Below are 14,175 nucleotides of genomic sequence, written 5' to 3'. Positions count from 1 at the left end.
AAGGCCGCTCCTACAGATACTGCGCAATCCGTGTAGGGCATGGGTTGCGCTGTACGGGTGTAGGAGCGGCCTTGTGCCGCGAAAGGGCTGCGCAGCAGCCCCGTGGATTTCAGGTCGGCAGCACGCCTCGGGCGCGGGAGAGGGTCAGGGCGAGGTCTTCGATCATGTCTTCCTGGCCACCTACGGTGCCTCGACGGCCTAGCTCGACCAACAGCTCGCGGGCGGAGATGCCGTACTTGAGCTCGGCGCGCTTGGCGAACAACAGGAACGAGCTGTACACGCCGGCATACCCCAGGGTCAGGGCGTCGCGGTCCAGGCGGATGGGCTGGTCCATCATCGGCACCACCAGGTCTTCGGCGACGTCCATGATGCGGTACAGGTCCACGCCGCTCTCCACGCCCATGCGCTTGAGCACTGCGACGAACACTTCCAGCGGCGTATTGCCCGCACCGGCGCCGAGCCCGGCCACGGAGCCGTCGATGCGCACCGCGCCAGCCTCGATCGCCGCCAGGGAGTTGGCGATCGCCATGCCCAGGTTGTGGTGGCCATGGAAGCCCACCTCGGTGCTCGCCTCCAGCCCCTGGCGCAGCACGGCGATCTTTTCGCTCACCTCATCGGGCAGCATGTAGCCGGCCGAGTCGGTGCAGTAGATGCAGTTGGCGCCGTAGCTCTGCATCAGGCGCGCCTGCTCCAGCAGCTTCTCGGCGCTGACCATGTGCGCCATCATCAAAAAGCCCACAGTGTCCAGGCCCATCTTCGCCGCCATGCCGATGTGCTGGCCGGAGACGTCCGCCTCGGTGCAATGGGTGGCCACGCGGATGGTCGAGACGCCGTGCTCATGGGCCATCTTCAGATGGTCCAGGGTGCCGATACCCGGCAGCAGCAAGGCCGAAACCTTGGCCTGCTTGAGTTTGGGGATCACCGCGCTGAAGTACTCTTCGTCGCTGTGCGCCGGAAAACCATAGTTCAACGACGATCCGCCCAGGCCATCGCCATGGGTGATCTCGATCAGCGGCACGCCCGCAGCGTCCAGGCCGGTGGCCACATCGACCATCTGCTTGAGGCTGATCTGGTGGCGCTTGGCATGCATGCCGTCACGCAGGCTCATGTCATGCAACAGCACGTTCTTACCTTGAAGGTTCATCACCACCTCTCCTCAGCGGGCTGGCAATTGCAGGGTGCCCTTGTGGGCTTCTTCGGCGAACATCTCGGCGGTGCGCAGGCCGGCGGCGGTCATGATGTCCAGGTTGCCGGCGGACTTGGGCAGAAAATCCCCCAGGCCTTCCACCTCGATGAAGATCGACACCTTGTTGCCGTCGAACACCGGGCCGTTGACCAGCTTGTAGCCCGGCACGTAGCGCTGGACCTCCTCGACCATGCTCAGCACCGATGCGCGGATGGCCTCCTGGTCGGGGGTGTCGTCGGTCAGGCAGTGGATGGTGTCGCGCATCATCAGTGGCGGCTCGGCCGGGTTGATGACGATGATCGCCTTGCCCCGGCGAGCGCCGCCGATGCTCTGCACCGCGCCAGCAGTGGTACGGGTGAACTCGTCGATGTTCTGTCGGGTACCGGGGCCCACAGAGCTGGACGAGACCGTGGCGACGATCTCGCCATAGGCCACCGGCTGCACGCGCGAGACCGCCGCCACCATCGGGATGGTCGCCTGGCCACCGCAGGTGACCATGTTGACGTTCATCTCAAGCTTGGCCGCGTGCTCCTTGAGGTTGACCGGCGGCACGCAGAACGGGCCGATGGCCGCCGGGGTCAGGTCGACCATGATCACGCCCAGCTCGTTGAGCTTGGCGCTGTTGTGCGCATGCACGTAGGCCGAGGTGGCGTCGAAGGCGATGCGGATGTCATCGTCCAGCACATGGGGCAGCAGGCCATCGAGGCCGTCGGAGGTGGTCTTCACGCCCATCGCCCGGGCCCGCTTGAGCCCCTCGGACTCCGGGTCCACACCCACCATCCATACCGGCTCGATCCACTGCGAGCGGAACATTTTCATCAGCAAGTCGGTGCCGATGTTTCCCGGGCCGATAATGGCCGCCTTTAGTTTCTGGCTCATGGGCCTTGCTCCTCGATCAGGCTCGGAAGGACACCTGGGCACTGCCCAGGCCGTCGATGGTCAGGGAAAAGCGGTCGCCTACCCGCACCGGCTCCAGCGGCACCAACGAACCGGAGAGGATCACCTCGCCCGCCTTGAAGGGGATGCCGAAAGCGCCGAGTGTGTTGGCCAGCCAGGCGACCGCGGTCAACGGGTTGCCCTGCACCGCCGAGCCCAGGCCCTCGCTCAGCGGTTGGTCGTTCTTGAACACACGCATGTGCAGCGCTGGGAGGTCCAGCTCGCGCGGGTCGACACGCTCCTGGCCGAGGACGAACACGCCGCAGGAGGCGTTGTCGGCCACGGTGTCCTGGATGCGGATGCGCCAGTCGTGGATGCGCGAGTCGACGATCTCGAAGCACGGCGTGACGTAATCGGTCGCCGCCAGCACATCGGCCTCGGTCACGCCGGGGCCGCTCAGGTCGTGCTTGAGCACGAAGGCGATCTCGCCTTCGGCGCGCGGCTGGATCAGGCGGTTCTCGGCCAGCGAGATGTCGGCGCCATTGTCGAAGGCCATGCCCCGGGTGATGAAGCCGAAGTCCGGCTGGTGCACATCGAGCATGCGCTGCACGGCAGCCGAGGTGACGCCGATCTTCTTGCCGACGATGCGATCGCCCGCCGCCACGCGGCGTTCGATGCAGTGCAAGGAGATGTGGTAGGCGTCCTCGATACTGATCTGCGGCCAGCGTTCGGTCAGCGGGGCCAGGGTCTGGCCGTCGCACAGGGCCTGGTAGAGCTCATCGCCGTGCTGGCGGCGCAATTCAAGGCTCATGGTCGGCCCTCCGCGAGGAACGCCAGGCATTCGCGATTGAACAGCTCACGGTGCTCGACCATCACCCAATGGCCACACTCACTCAGCAGCACGAAGCGGATGCGCTGGCAGGCCTGCATCAGGGTGTTGGCGCCGGAGACCGGGCAGAACTTGTCGTTCATGCCCCAGAAGCCAAGGATCGGGCAGGCCAGCTCGGGCAACTGCTCGGCCATGTTCGGCACTTCCATGGTCGAGAGCACGCAAGGCGGTTGCTCGGCCACCACCGCGACCCGCTCGGCGACGGTGTCGTCGTCGATCAGCGAGGGGTCGAACAGCTGCAGGCCCAGCAGGCGTTTCATCCCGGCAGCGTCACGCAGCTCGCCACTGGCGAAAGCTGCGGCCATGCGCTGGATGCCTTCCATCTGCAGGTAGTACTGGGCCTTGTCCATCAGCCCACCCGGGGCCATCAGCACCAGGCGCGCCACCCGCTGTGGTTGGCGCAGGGCGATGGCGATGGCGATTGCGCCGCCCAGGGAGTTGCCGACCAAGGTGCAGCGCTGGATGTCCAGGGCATCGAGCAAGCCCAGCAGGGCCTGGACGAAGAAGTCCAGGGTGTAGGCGGTTTCCGGTTTGTCCGAAGCGCCGTAGCCCGGCAGGTCCGGCACGATGGCGCGGTAGCCGGCGGCGGCGAATTGCGGGTAGTTGCGCTTGAAGTTGCTGTGGCCGCTGGCACCCGGGCCGCTGCCATGGATGAACACCACCGCCTCGCCCGTGCCGACGTCCTGATAGTGCAGTTGCAGGCCATCCGCCAACCTGACCTTGTGCCCTTGCGCTGCTGCGCCCATGGGGAAACCTCCCGGCTTGTTGTTGTTCCGGGATTATTCAGAGCGGCCAGGGCACACGGCATCGTCCAACAAGACTACAAGCCGCGCCCCTAGTCCCTTTGGACGTTGGCCCCAAGGCAGCGCCTGCCTAGCATCGGGGCATCCTTCCGACAGACAAGACAAGGCCTTCCCATGCACGACCCATTGGATTTTCGCGGCAAAGTGGTTCTGGTCACCGGTGGTGCCAAGGGCGTGGGCCGCGGTATTACCCGCCGCTTCCTGGAATGCGGCGCGAACGTGGTCATCTGCGGCCGCCAGGCACCGGAGCGGCTGCCCAGTGGCGGCGGCCGGCAGGCGGTGTTCATGCAGTGCGACGTGCGTGACATCGAGCAGCTCGAGCAACTGCTGGGCAATGTGCTCAAGTTCTTCGGCCGCCTCGATGTGCTGATCAACAACGCCGGCGGCGCGCCGTTCGCCGAAGCGGCCACGGCCTCGCCACGGTTTTCCGAGTCCATCGTGCGGCTCAACCTGCTGGCGCCGCTGAACCTGTGCCAGCTGGCCAACCGGGTGATGCAGGAGCAGGCCGAGGGCGGTGCGATCATCAACATCTGCAGCGTCAGCGCCACCCGCCCCTCGCCGGGCACCGCCGCCTACGGCGCAGCCAAGGCCGGCTTGCTCAACCTCACCCGCTCGCTGGCGGTGGAATGGGCGCCCAAGGTGCGGGTCAATGCTGTCACCGCCGGTTTGATCCTTACCGAACAGGCCGAACTGCATTATGGTGACGCCCAGCAGCAGGCCCAGGTGGCAGCGACCGTTCCCCTGGGTCGCCTGGCCGAGCCGGACGACATCGGCGACACCTGCCTGTACCTGGCCTCGCCGCTGGCCCGCTATGTCAGTGGCGCCGACCTGATGGTGCACGGTGGCGGCGAACGCCCGGCCTTCCTCGATGCGGCGAAAAGCCAGTGACCGGTAAAGGAGCCCAACCCATGACCCAGATCGCCCACCACAGCGTGCCCCTGGCGATGCCCCGCAGCGACGCCTGGGCCAAGCTGCGTGACCTCACCCAAGCCCCGCACTACGTGCCGGGGCTGACCGGCTGCCGCTTCCACCCAGGCCCACGCGAAGGCCTGGGCGCCAGCCGCCGCGTGTTTCGCAAAGGCGGCCAGTGGCTGGATGAGAGCGTGGTGCATTGGGAGGATGGCAGCGGCTTCGTGTTGGCGCTGCACAAAGCCGAAGGTGGAGCGCCCTTCCCTTTTCGTCAGGCGAGTTTCCATTACAGCCTCGAAGACGCGGGCGCACAGTGCCGCATCAGCACGGCCCTGCATTACCAATTGCGCGGCGGGCGCGTAGCCGAATGGTTGCTGCGCCGGGCGTTCGACAAGGTCGTGCGGGAGATTGGCGAGAACCTCAAGGCCTATTACGAAAGCGGCCGAACCCAGAATGCCGATTACGACCTGCGCCGCGCGTTGGCGGCCGGGCATGACATGACCTGAGCAAGGGGCGCGTTGCGCCCCTTTCGCGGCACAAGGCCGCTCCTACAATGACCGCGTGATTCGGTGCTCCGATTCACCCGCGAACACCGGCGAAGCCGGTGCCATCCCACTCAGCGCGGCTGAAGGTTCACTTCGCTCCAGAAGGCCTTCATGCTGCGAATCAGGCCCTGCTCATCGAACTCCATCACATCGATCACCTGCAGCGAGCAATCCCGACCGTCCCACTGAAGGTCCACCCGAAACGGCACGGCGCCGCAGCCATTATGCGTGGCGCGCACAGGCCCGGTCAGGGCTGCGGACACGTTCATCTGCCCCAACCCCTGCCGGTAGAACTCACTGATTGCGCCAATGCCGCGCAGCGGCGGCTGGCCCACCGGGTCTTCGACCGTGGCATCCTCGGCATACAGCGCCAGGATGCCGTCGATGTCCCCGGCGTCCACCAGCTCGACGTAACGCTGCATGCGCGCCTGCACCTGCTCTGGCGTCGGCACGGCCATCTCACGCCACCTCGAACAGCGCCGCAGCGCCCATGCCACCACCGATGCACATGCTCACCACCACATAGCGAACGCCCCGGCGCTTACCCTCGATCAGCGCATGCCCCACCATCCGCGCCCCGGACATCCCGAACGGGTGGCCAATGGAAATAGCACCGCCGTTGACGTTGAGGCGATCGTTGTCGATTCCCAAGGTGTCGCGGCAATACAGCACCTGGCAGGCGAACGCTTCGTTGAGCTCCCACAGGCCGATGTCATCCACCTTCAGGCCATGGCGTTTGAGCAGCTTGGGGATCGCATACACCGGCCCAATGCCCATCTCGTCGGCCTCGCAGCCGGCCACCGCCAGACCACGGTAGATCCCCAGCGGCTGCAAGCCACGCTGCTCGGCCAGACGCGCGCTCATCAGCACCGATGCCGAGGCACCGTCCGACAGCTGCGAGGCGTTGCCAGCGGTGATGAAGCGCCCGGCTTCGGTCCACTGCCCGCCGCCCCACACCGGCTCCAGGGCCGCCAGGCTGGCGGCGGTGGTGTCGGGGCGGTTGCACTCATCCTGCAGCAGGGTCACGGCTTCATGACGGCTCTCGCCGCTGGCCTTGTCGACGATCAGCTTCTGGGTGGTCAGCGTGGCCAGCTCCAGATCGAACCGCCCGGCCTGTTGCGCGCTGGCGGTACGCAGTTGGCTCTGCAGGCTGTAGGCGTCCTGTTCCTCGCGGGTGATGCCATAGCGCTGGGCGACGATCTCGCCGGTTTCGAGCATCGGGATGTACGCCCGCGGGTCGCGCTCGCGCACCAGGGTGGACTGCCAGCGGTAGAGGTTCTTGTGCTTGTTCTGTACCAGGGAGATCGACTCCAGGCCACCGGCCACGGCGATGTCGAGCTCATTGCAGATGATGCCCTTGGCGGCGATGGCGATGCTCATCAGGCCCGAGGCGCACTGGCGCTCCACCGCCATGCCGGACACCTGCACCGGCAGGCCTGCGGCCGTGGCGCACAGGCGCCCGAGATTGTAGGCCTGGGTGCCCTGCTGGGCGGCGGCGCCGATGATCACATCGTCCACCTCATCCGGCGCGATGCCTGCGCGGCGCACCGCCTCGGCCACCACATGGCCACCCAAGGTCGGGGCCTCGGTATCGTTGAAGGCGCCGCGAAAGGCCTTGCCGATCGGCGTACGCGCCGTGGAAACGATCACTGCTTCGTTCATGCTGGACTCCTTGGATGACTCAGGCCGGGTAGTAACGGCTGATGGTGTCGACCACGCAGCCAGGACGCTCCTGGCCTTCGATCTCGACGCTGACGCGGATCACCGCCTGCACCCCACTGCCGACCGCCTCGGTCGAGACCAGCAAGGCACTGCCGCGCACCCGCGACCCCACGCGCACCACCGACGGAAAACGCACACGCTCACACCCATAGTTGACGCCCATGGCGATGCCCTGGACCTCGATGATCTGCGGCAAGAACAGGTTGACCAGCGACAGGCTCAGGTAGCCATGGGCGATGCAGGCGCCGAACGGCCCTTGGGCCGCGCGCACGGGGTCGACATGGATCCACTGGTGGTCGCCACTGGCCTCGGCGAACAGGTCGATGCGCGCCTGGTCGACCAGCAGCCAGTCGCTCTTGCCCAGCTCCTGGCCCACCGCCTCGTGCAACGCCTCGGGCGTCTGGAAGATACGTGGCATGGTCAGGCCCTCTGGCTGGAAACCGACAGCACTTCGCCGGTCATGTACGAACTGTAGTCACTGGCCAGGAACATCATCACGTTGGCCACTTCCCATACCTCGGCGGCGCGACCGAAGGCCTCGTTGGCCGCCAACTGGTCCAGCACCGCCTGGGGCGCGGAGCGGGCGAGAAAATCGTGCATGGCGATGCTTGGGCTCACCGCGTTGATGCGGATGCCATGCTCGGCCGCCTCCACCGCCGCGCAGCGGGTCAAAGCCATGACCCCGGCCTTGGCCGCGGCGTAGTGGGCCTGCTGTTTCTGCGCACGCCAGCCAAGCACCGAGGCGTTGTTGACGATGACCCCGGCACGGCGCTCCATCATGTACGGGAGCATGGCCCGGGTCATGCGCATGGTGCCGGTGAGGGTCACGTCGATCACCCGGTTCCATTCTTCGTCGGGCATTTCCACCAGTGCGCGCGAACCACCCAGGCCTGCGTTGTTGATCAGCACATCGACGCCGCCCAGGGTGCGCTCGGCCGCCTCGACCAAGGCACGCACCTGGGCCTCGTCGGTGACGTTGCACAGGTGCCCGTGCACCTGGGCAAGGCCGGTGGCCTCACGGATGCGGGTCACCGCTTCGTTCAGCCGGCCTTCGTGGATGTCGCTGATCATCAGGGCCCGACAGCCCTCCTCGGCCGAACGCAAGGCGGCGGAGAAACCGATGCCGGAACCGGCGGCGGCGGTGATCAGCACCGACTTGCCGCGCAGCAGGCCGTGGCCGGGAACATAGTGTGGAACGGACATGCGAAAACTCCTCGATCAGGGACGCGGGCGCGGCTCCCGGGGCATCCCCAGGGCGCGTTCGGCGATGATGTTGCGCTGGATCTCGTTGCTGCCGCCGTACAGGGTGTCGGCGCGGCTGAACAGATACAGCGATTGCAGGCGGCTCAACTGGTAAGGCGCGGCCTCGAGCAGCTCGGCCTGGGGGCCGAGCACGTCCATGGCCAGCTTGCCGAGGTTGGCGTGCCAGCTCGACCAGCCCAGCTTGTAGATGGTCGCTTCGCGGCGCAGCGTGCCGTCCTGCGGCCCTGAGAGCATGCGCAGCGAGTTGTAGCGCAGGATGCGCAGGCCACACCACGCCTCGGCCAGGCGCTGGCGCAGGTGCGGGTCGCGGTCGGCGCCGTTGGTGCGAGCGATGGCGATGATCTCGTCGAGCTCGTTCTGGAACTGCATCTGCTGGCCCAGGGTGGACACGCCACGCTCGAAGCCCAACAGCGCCATGGCGATCTTCCAGCCGTCGCCAGGCTGGCCGACGATGTTGGCCGCCTCGGTGCGGGCATCGTCGAAGAACACCTCGTTGAACTCCGAGGTGCCGGTCATCTGCTCGATCGGCCGCACGCTGATGCCCGGCTGGTCCATCGGCACCAGTAGGAACGACAAACCATGGTGGCCGACGCTGCCCGGCTCGGTTCGGGCCAGCACGAAGCACCAGTCCGACTCGTGGGCCAGCGAGGTCCAGACCTTCTGCCCGTTGATCAGCCAGTCGCCACTGGCGTCCTGGGCGGCGCGGGTCTTCACCGCGGCGAGGTCCGAACCTGCCCCCGGCTCCGAATAGCCCTGGCACCAGAACGTGGTGCCCTGGACGATGCCCGGCAAGAAGCGCTGTTTTTGCTCGTCGCTGCCAAACGCGGCGATGGTCGGCCCGGCCAGGCCTTCGCCGATATGGCCCATGCGACCGGGGCCTCCGGCGCGGGCGTATTCTTCATGGAAGATCACCTGCTGGCTGATCGACAGCCCTCGCCCGCCATGCTCCGGCGCCCAGCCCACGCAGGTCCAGCCACCCTCGGCCAACTTGCGCTCCCACGCTTTACGCTCCTCGGGGAACATGTGTTCATCACCCGGGCCGCCACGAAAACGCAAGGCCTCGAACTCGCCCTGCAGGTTGGCGGCCATCCAGGCGGCGACCTCCTGGCGGAAGCGCTCGTCCTGCTCACTGAAACGGATCTTCATGGCTGCTCCCCGATAATCACGTTGGCGATCTGCTGCAGATGCCAGGCCGGTGCACCGAGGTAGCTCTCGCTGGCCCGGGCACGCTTGAAATACAGATGCGGGTCGTACTCCCAGGTAAAGCCCACGCCGCCATGCAGCTGGATCGACTCCGCCGCGCAGTGGAAGTACGCCTGGGAGCACTGGGACTTGGCCAGGGAGGCGGCCTGTGGCAGCTCTGCGGCCACCTGGGCGTCACCGGCGGGGTCCAGCGCCTCCTGGGCGACGCAGGCGGCGTAATAGCTGGCCGAGCGCGCGCACTCGACCTGCAACATCATGTCGGCGGCCCGGTGCTTGAGGGCCTGGAAACTGGCCAAGGGGCGACCGAACTGCTGGCGCTCCTGCAGGTAGGCCACGCTCAGGTCCAGCGCCTGCTGGGCGCCGCCGACCTGTTCGGCGGCCAGGCCCACGCAGGCCAGGCGCAGCAGGGTCTGCACCTGCGGCCAGGCCGTGCCGGCCTCGCCGAGCAACGCATCCGGGCCCACGTACAGACGCGTGAGGCGCAGGCGGCCCAAGCGTCGGGTCTGGTCCATGGTCGGCTGCCACTGACGCTCCAGGCCCGCCTGCCCGGCCTCGACCAGGAACAGGCTGACGCCCGCCTCGCCCGTGCTGCCAGCCAGGCGCGCGGCGACCACCAGCAGGTCGGCGCTGTGGCCATCGATCACCTGGGCATACTCACCCTCGAGCACGTAGCCCTCGCCTTCGGGCGTTGCTGTCACGCAGATACCCTGGGCAGACCAACCGCCCCCATCGCCCCAAGCCGCCGTGCCGCGCACGCGGCCTTCGGCGATGGCCGGCAGCCAACGCTCCTTCTGCGCCTCGCTGCCGGCCAGCAACAGGGCTGGAGTGGCCAGGCAAGCGGTGGCGAAGAACGGCGAGCACAGCAGGCGCCGGCCCATCTGTTCCAGGAGGATGTTCAACTCGACGAAGCCCAGGCCCAAACCGCCGTAGGCTTCAGGGATATGAATCGCAGGCCAGTACATCTCGCTGCACAGGCGCTGCCAGAGATCGGTGTCATAACCGGTTTCGCTGACCATGGCCGCGCGCACGGCGGCACAGTCGGACACATCGGCAAGGAAACCCTCGGCCGATGCACGGATCATTTCCTGCTCGTCGCTGAATGCAAAGTCCATCGCGGCGTCTTCTACTCGTCTGGCCCAGGTGCCTGCGAGTGTGGCCAGATGCGCTGGCGGTCGAATCGGCCAATTGGACTAGGCTCGACGATGGCAAGTGCGCCGCAGAACCTGTGGGAGATTCTAGGGTGCCGGACAAGCTCGAATCGTCTTCGGTTGGTATTCCTTGACACGGCTCAGCCGTGCAAATACCCGCCCTGGCGCAGGCACAGCGGTGTTGTTGAGAGCACCGCAGACCCTGTGGGAGCGGGTTTACCCGCGAACACCGGCAGAGCCGGTGCCATGCAGCGCGGAGCCTGCTTCGCGGGTAAACCCCCACAGGTGTTGTGCAGGCAAAAAAAAACCGCACCACCCTGGCATGTGGTGCGGCCCCGCCCTAATGGCGAAAAAACCTCGAATCAGCTGCCGTAGACTTTCTGCGCCGGCACTGCGCGCTCCAGCAGCTCACCCACCGCCGCGCCCACCTGGGCAACGGCCCAGCGGCCCTGGTTGTCGACCTGCGGGCCGCGCCGCCAGCCGTCGGCGATGGACAGCTTGCCGCCTTCGACCTCGAACATCTGCCCGGTGACCCCGGCCGACTCACTGGAACCCAGCCACACCACCACGGGCGCGACGTTCTCCGGGGCGAAGTAGTCGAAGCCTTCCTCCGGCTTCTTCATCACCTCGCCGAACACGCCTTCGGTCATGCCGGTGCGCGCCGCCGGGGCCAGGGCGTTGACGGTGATGCCGTAACGCGCCAGCTCCGCCGCCTGGACCAGCGTCAAGGAGGCGATACCGCCTTTGGCCGCGGCATAGTTGGACTGCCCGATCGAGCCCTGCAGGCCCGCGCCGGAGCTGGTGTTGATGATCCGCGCATCGAACTTCACGCCATTCTTGGCTTGCTCGCGCCAGTACCGTACGGCGTGGCTGGACAAGCAGAAGTGGCCCTTCAAGTGCACCGCCACCACCGCATCCCAATCCGCCTCGGTGAGGCTGGCGAACATGCGGTCGCGGCAGATGCCGGCGTTGTTCACCACCACGTCCAGGCCGCCGAAGGCCTCCAGCGCCGCGGCGACGATGCGGCCGGCGTCTTCGTAGTGGGTGATGTCGTTGCTGTTGGCGATGGCCTGGCCATCCTGCTCGCGGATCTGCGCGACCACCGCCTCGGCGGCGTCGCGGTTGATGTCGTTGACCACCACCTTGGCGCCTTCGGCCGCGAAGGCCAGGGCGTAGGCGCGGCCCAGGCCGCCGCCTGCGCCGGTGATGACCACGACTCGGTTGTTGCAACTGCTCATGGGGGTTCTCCTGCGCTTACAGGCGCTCGATGATGGTGACGTTGGCCTGGCCGCCGCCTTCGCACATGGTCTGCAGACCATAGCGGCCGCCGCTGCGCTCCAGCTCATGGAGCAGGCTGCACATCATCCGGGTGCCGGTGGCGCCCAGTGGATGACCCAGCGCGATGGCGCCGCCGTTGACGTTGGTCTGGGCGTGGGGGTAGCCGGTCTCGTTGATCCAGGCCAGGGCCACCGAGGCAAAGGCCTCGTTGATTTCCACCCGGTCGATGTCTTCCAGGCGCATGCCGGCGCGCTTGAGCGCATAGGCGGTCGCCGGGATGGGCGCGGTGAGCATCCACACCGGGTCGGCGGCGCGCACGCTCATGTGGTGGATACGCGCCCGCGGAGTGAGGTTGTAGCGTTTGAGCGCCGCTTCCGAGACCACCAGCAACGCGCTGGCGGCGTCGCAGGTCTGACTGGAAACACCAGCGGTGACGCGGTCGCAACCGAACAGGATTTCCAGCTCGGCCATCTTGTCCAGGCTGGTGTGGCGTGGGGTTTCGTCATGTTCGACACCGGCCAGGGGCACGATCTCACGCGCAAAGTAGCCCTGCTCGATGGCCCGCAGCGCCCGGCGGTGGGATTCCAGCGAGTACGCCTCCAGCGCCTGGCGGCTGAGCTGCCAGTGCTCGGCGATCATCTGCGCGGAGCGGAACTGGGTCGGCGGGGTCGAGCCGTAGCGGCGCACCCAGCCTTCGGAGCCGGTGAACGGGTTGGTGAAGCCCAGCGGCTCGGCGGCGGTCATGGCCGAGGAGATCGGGATCTGGGTCATGGTCTGTACGCCGCCTGCGACCACCACGTCCTGGGTACCGCTCATCACCGCCTGGGCGGCGAAGTGCAGCGCCTGCTGCGAAGAGCCGCACTGGCGGTCGACGGTGGTGCCCGGCACGGCGTCGCTGAGCCCGGCGGCCAGCCACGCGGTGCGAGCGATGTCGCCGGCCAGCGGGCCGATGGTGTCGACGCAGCCGAAGATCACGTCGTCGTAGTCTTCATCGGGGATCGAATTGCGCTCGACCAGGGCACGCAGCACATGGCCGCCCAGGTCGGCCGCATGGATATGGGCCAAACCACCCTTGCGCCGCCCGGTGGGCGTGCGCAGGGCATCGACGATATAAGCTTCAGGCATCTTCTACCTCATAAGACATCAAACGGGTTGTGCGCACATCTGCACCTGCCGCGCCGCTCTCTTCGCGGGTAAACCCGCTCCCACACCAACCGCTCAGATCCTGTGGGAGCGGGTTCACCCGCGAACACCGGCAACGCCGGTGCCATCGAGCACCGTGCGAGAAAATCAGAACGTGGTGCCGGCCCCAATGGCCCGGCCTTGGTCGAACAAGGCCTCGCGAATGCGCGCCTTGTGCAGGGCATGGTCGCCCCAGACCTTGTCCAGCGCCCAGGCGCGCTTCATGAACAGCTGCAGGTCGACCTCCCAGGTGTACCCCATGGCGCCATGGGTCTGGATGGCGTTGCGCGCTGCGAGCAGCGCCGCCTCCGAAGCGGCCAGGCGAGCGTGGGACACCGCCAGGGCCTGCCCGGCCTCACCGTGGGCCACCGCATGGGCGGCGCGGTACAGCGGGCCCTTGGCGAACTCGATGCGCACCGCGACGTTGGCCATCAAATGCTTGACCGCCTGGAACGAGCCGATCGGCTTGCCGAACTGCTTGCGCTCGAAGCTGTAATCCACGGCCAGGTCCACCATGCGCTTGGCCAAGCCCAGCAGTTGCGCTGCACAACCCAGCGCGCCGCGCTCGAAGGCCCGCGCCAGCAACCGCGCAGCCTCTTCGCCACGGGCCACGCAAGTGGCCGCGCCCGGTGTCCACAGCACCTGGTACAGCTGGCGGCTCGGGTCCACCGACAGGTTGCGCACCAGCTCGACATCCTCACGCGGCACCGCATGCAGCTCATCGCCGTGGCTGAGCAGCAGCAAATCGGCCACATGGGCATCGCTGACCAGCGGGTTGCCCGGCTCGCACACCGCCAGGCGCGCCTGCCCTTCGGCCACACGCCCCAGCCAGTCGGCCTTCAGGCCCTCATGTGCCTCGCCCAGCTCGGCCAACAGCGGCACCGCCACCAGCATGGTCTCCACCAGCGGCTCGGGCAGGCCCGCGTAGCCGCACTCCTGGGCCAGCAGGACGAAGTCCAGGGCGCCCAGGCCCATGCCGCCGTACTGCTCCGGCACGGTCAGCGCGGTCAGGCCCAGCTCCACCAGTTGCGCCCAGAGCTGCTCGCAACGGCCACTGTCGCTCTGCCATAGCTCGCGGATGCGCTCTGGGGTCACTTCGTTGATAAAGAAACTGCGTACGTTGTCCTGGAAGAGCAACTGGTCGCTGTTGAAACTAAAGTCCATGGTCTGC

General features: G+C 67.0%; 15 protein-coding genes. 2 read left to right on the top strand and 13 right to left on the bottom strand.

Annotated elements, in window-relative coordinates; genetic code table 11:
* Positions 1-109: 109 nt before the first annotated feature.
* Genes dmpG through ACNFCH_RS24075 form a run of 4 tightly spaced genes read right to left on the bottom strand, consistent with a single transcriptional unit; the run spans position 110 to position 3,697 of the window.
* Complete coding sequence (gene dmpG, locus ACNFCH_RS24090) at positions 110-1,144, bottom strand: 4-hydroxy-2-oxovalerate aldolase (protein ID WP_337157373.1); 1,035 nt, start codon at positions 1,142-1,144, stop codon at positions 110-112.
* A 12-nt stretch (positions 1,145-1,156) separates the two neighbouring features.
* On the bottom strand, positions 1,157-2,065 hold the full coding sequence (locus tag ACNFCH_RS24085) for an acetaldehyde dehydrogenase (acetylating) (RefSeq protein ID WP_337157372.1): 909 nt from the start codon (positions 2,063-2,065) through the stop codon (positions 1,157-1,159).
* Between the two features lie 16 nt (positions 2,066-2,081).
* Entirely contained in the window at positions 2,082-2,873 is a 792-nt protein-coding gene (locus ACNFCH_RS24080; protein ID WP_416744179.1) for a fumarylacetoacetate hydrolase family protein, read from the bottom strand.
* A complete protein-coding gene (locus tag ACNFCH_RS24075; RefSeq protein WP_416744177.1) occupies positions 2,870-3,697 on the bottom strand; it encodes an alpha/beta fold hydrolase in 828 nt (275 codons plus the stop codon). The genes ACNFCH_RS24080 and ACNFCH_RS24075 overlap by 4 nt, the downstream gene beginning before the upstream one ends.
* Before the next feature lie 171 nt (positions 3,698-3,868).
* On the opposite strand from ACNFCH_RS24075, the gene ACNFCH_RS24070 reads away from it, so the two are divergent.
* On the top strand, positions 3,869-4,642 hold the full coding sequence (locus ACNFCH_RS24070) for an SDR family oxidoreductase (RefSeq protein ID WP_323114672.1): 774 nt from the start codon (positions 3,869-3,871) through the stop codon (positions 4,640-4,642).
* 20 nt (positions 4,643-4,662) lie between these two features.
* Entirely contained in the window at positions 4,663-5,169 is a 507-nt protein-coding gene (locus ACNFCH_RS24065) for an SRPBCC family protein (RefSeq protein ID WP_416744175.1), read from the top strand.
* 110 nt (positions 5,170-5,279) lie between these two features.
* Here the strand turns inward: ACNFCH_RS24065 and ACNFCH_RS24060 are convergent, their stop codons facing one another.
* The 9 genes from ACNFCH_RS24060 to ACNFCH_RS24020 all read right to left on the bottom strand — a co-directional run bounded on the left by ACNFCH_RS24060 (position 5,280) and on the right by ACNFCH_RS24020 (position 14,168).
* Complete coding sequence (locus ACNFCH_RS24060) at positions 5,280-5,666, bottom strand: steroid Delta-isomerase (protein ID WP_416744173.1); 387 nt, start codon at positions 5,664-5,666, stop codon at positions 5,280-5,282.
* Position 5,667: 1 nt separating this feature from the next.
* Complete coding sequence (locus tag ACNFCH_RS24055) at positions 5,668-6,870, bottom strand: acetyl-CoA C-acyltransferase (RefSeq protein ID WP_337157368.1); 1,203 nt, start codon at positions 6,868-6,870, stop codon at positions 5,668-5,670.
* Between the two features lie 19 nt (positions 6,871-6,889).
* Positions 6,890-7,348: a MaoC family dehydratase gene (locus tag ACNFCH_RS24050; RefSeq protein WP_337157367.1), complete on the bottom strand. Its 459-nt coding sequence runs from the start codon at positions 7,346-7,348 to the stop codon at positions 6,890-6,892.
* Positions 7,349-7,350: 2 nt separating this feature from the next.
* Positions 7,351-8,133 carry an SDR family oxidoreductase gene (locus ACNFCH_RS24045; protein WP_337157366.1) on the bottom strand — a complete coding sequence of 261 codons (783 nt, stop codon included), beginning with the start codon at positions 8,131-8,133 and terminating at the stop codon, positions 7,351-7,353.
* Positions 8,134-8,148: 15 nt separating this feature from the next.
* Positions 8,149-9,339, bottom strand: a complete 1,191-nt coding sequence (locus tag ACNFCH_RS24040) for an acyl-CoA dehydrogenase family protein (protein WP_416744170.1) — start codon at positions 9,337-9,339, stop codon at positions 8,149-8,151.
* On the bottom strand, positions 9,336-10,508 hold the full coding sequence (locus ACNFCH_RS24035) for an acyl-CoA dehydrogenase family protein (protein WP_337157364.1): 1,173 nt from the start codon (positions 10,506-10,508) through the stop codon (positions 9,336-9,338). The genes ACNFCH_RS24040 and ACNFCH_RS24035 overlap by 4 nt, the downstream gene beginning before the upstream one ends.
* 398 nt (positions 10,509-10,906) lie before the next feature.
* On the bottom strand, positions 10,907-11,782 hold the full coding sequence (locus ACNFCH_RS24030; RefSeq protein WP_416744168.1) for an SDR family oxidoreductase: 876 nt from the start codon (positions 11,780-11,782) through the stop codon (positions 10,907-10,909).
* Positions 11,783-11,798: 16 nt separating this feature from the next.
* Positions 11,799-12,947 carry an acetyl-CoA C-acetyltransferase gene (locus ACNFCH_RS24025; RefSeq protein WP_337157362.1) on the bottom strand — a complete coding sequence of 383 codons (1,149 nt, stop codon included), beginning with the start codon at positions 12,945-12,947 and terminating at the stop codon, positions 11,799-11,801.
* A 165-nt stretch (positions 12,948-13,112) separates the two neighbouring features.
* A complete protein-coding gene (locus ACNFCH_RS24020; protein WP_337157361.1) occupies positions 13,113-14,168 on the bottom strand; it encodes an acyl-CoA dehydrogenase family protein in 1,056 nt (351 codons plus the stop codon).
* Positions 14,169-14,175: the final 7 nt, after the last annotated feature.

It is taken from the genome of Pseudomonas sp. NY15354 (assembly GCF_048068075.1).
In the GTDB taxonomy this organism is placed as follows: Bacteria; Pseudomonadota; Gammaproteobacteria; order Pseudomonadales; family Pseudomonadaceae; genus Aquipseudomonas; species Aquipseudomonas guariconensis_C.
The sequence above is the reverse complement of the archived record's forward strand: the minus strand, read 5'-3'. Positions and strand labels throughout refer to the sequence as shown.

What these genes read in the sequence shown, in the direction of transcription:
- dmpG (WP_337157373.1), bottom strand. Translation starts at nt 1,144, where the DNA reads ATGAACCTTCAAGGTAAGAACGTGCTGTTGCATGACATGAGCCTGCGT.
- ACNFCH_RS24085 (WP_337157372.1), bottom strand. Translation starts at nt 2,065, where the DNA reads ATGAGCCAGAAACTAAAGGCGGCCATTATCGGCCCGGGAAACATCGGC.
- ACNFCH_RS24080 (WP_416744179.1), bottom strand. Translation starts at nt 2,873, where the DNA reads ATGAGCCTTGAATTGCGCCGCCAGCACGGCGATGAGCTCTACCAGGCC.
- ACNFCH_RS24075 (WP_416744177.1), bottom strand. Translation starts at nt 3,697, where the DNA reads ATGGGCGCAGCAGCGCAAGGGCACAAGGTCAGGTTGGCGGATGGCCTG.
- ACNFCH_RS24070 (WP_323114672.1), top strand. Translation starts at nt 3,869, where the DNA reads ATGCACGACCCATTGGATTTTCGCGGCAAAGTGGTTCTGGTCACCGGT.
- ACNFCH_RS24065 (WP_416744175.1), top strand. Translation starts at nt 4,663, where the DNA reads ATGACCCAGATCGCCCACCACAGCGTGCCCCTGGCGATGCCCCGCAGC.
- ACNFCH_RS24060 (WP_416744173.1), bottom strand. Translation starts at nt 5,666, where the DNA reads ATGGCCGTGCCGACGCCAGAGCAGGTGCAGGCGCGCATGCAGCGTTAC.
- ACNFCH_RS24055 (WP_337157368.1), bottom strand. Translation starts at nt 6,870, where the DNA reads ATGAACGAAGCAGTGATCGTTTCCACGGCGCGTACGCCGATCGGCAAG.
- ACNFCH_RS24050 (WP_337157367.1), bottom strand. Translation starts at nt 7,348, where the DNA reads ATGCCACGTATCTTCCAGACGCCCGAGGCGTTGCACGAGGCGGTGGGC.
- ACNFCH_RS24045 (WP_337157366.1), bottom strand. Translation starts at nt 8,133, where the DNA reads ATGTCCGTTCCACACTATGTTCCCGGCCACGGCCTGCTGCGCGGCAAG.
- ACNFCH_RS24040 (WP_416744170.1), bottom strand. Translation starts at nt 9,339, where the DNA reads ATGAAGATCCGTTTCAGTGAGCAGGACGAGCGCTTCCGCCAGGAGGTC.
- ACNFCH_RS24035 (WP_337157364.1), bottom strand. Translation starts at nt 10,508, where the DNA reads ATGGACTTTGCATTCAGCGACGAGCAGGAAATGATCCGTGCATCGGCC.
- ACNFCH_RS24030 (WP_416744168.1), bottom strand. Translation starts at nt 11,782, where the DNA reads ATGAGCAGTTGCAACAACCGAGTCGTGGTCATCACCGGCGCAGGCGGC.
- ACNFCH_RS24025 (WP_337157362.1), bottom strand. Translation starts at nt 12,947, where the DNA reads ATGCCTGAAGCTTATATCGTCGATGCCCTGCGCACGCCCACCGGGCGG.
- ACNFCH_RS24020 (WP_337157361.1), bottom strand. Translation starts at nt 14,168, where the DNA reads ATGGACTTTAGTTTCAACAGCGACCAGTTGCTCTTCCAGGACAACGTA.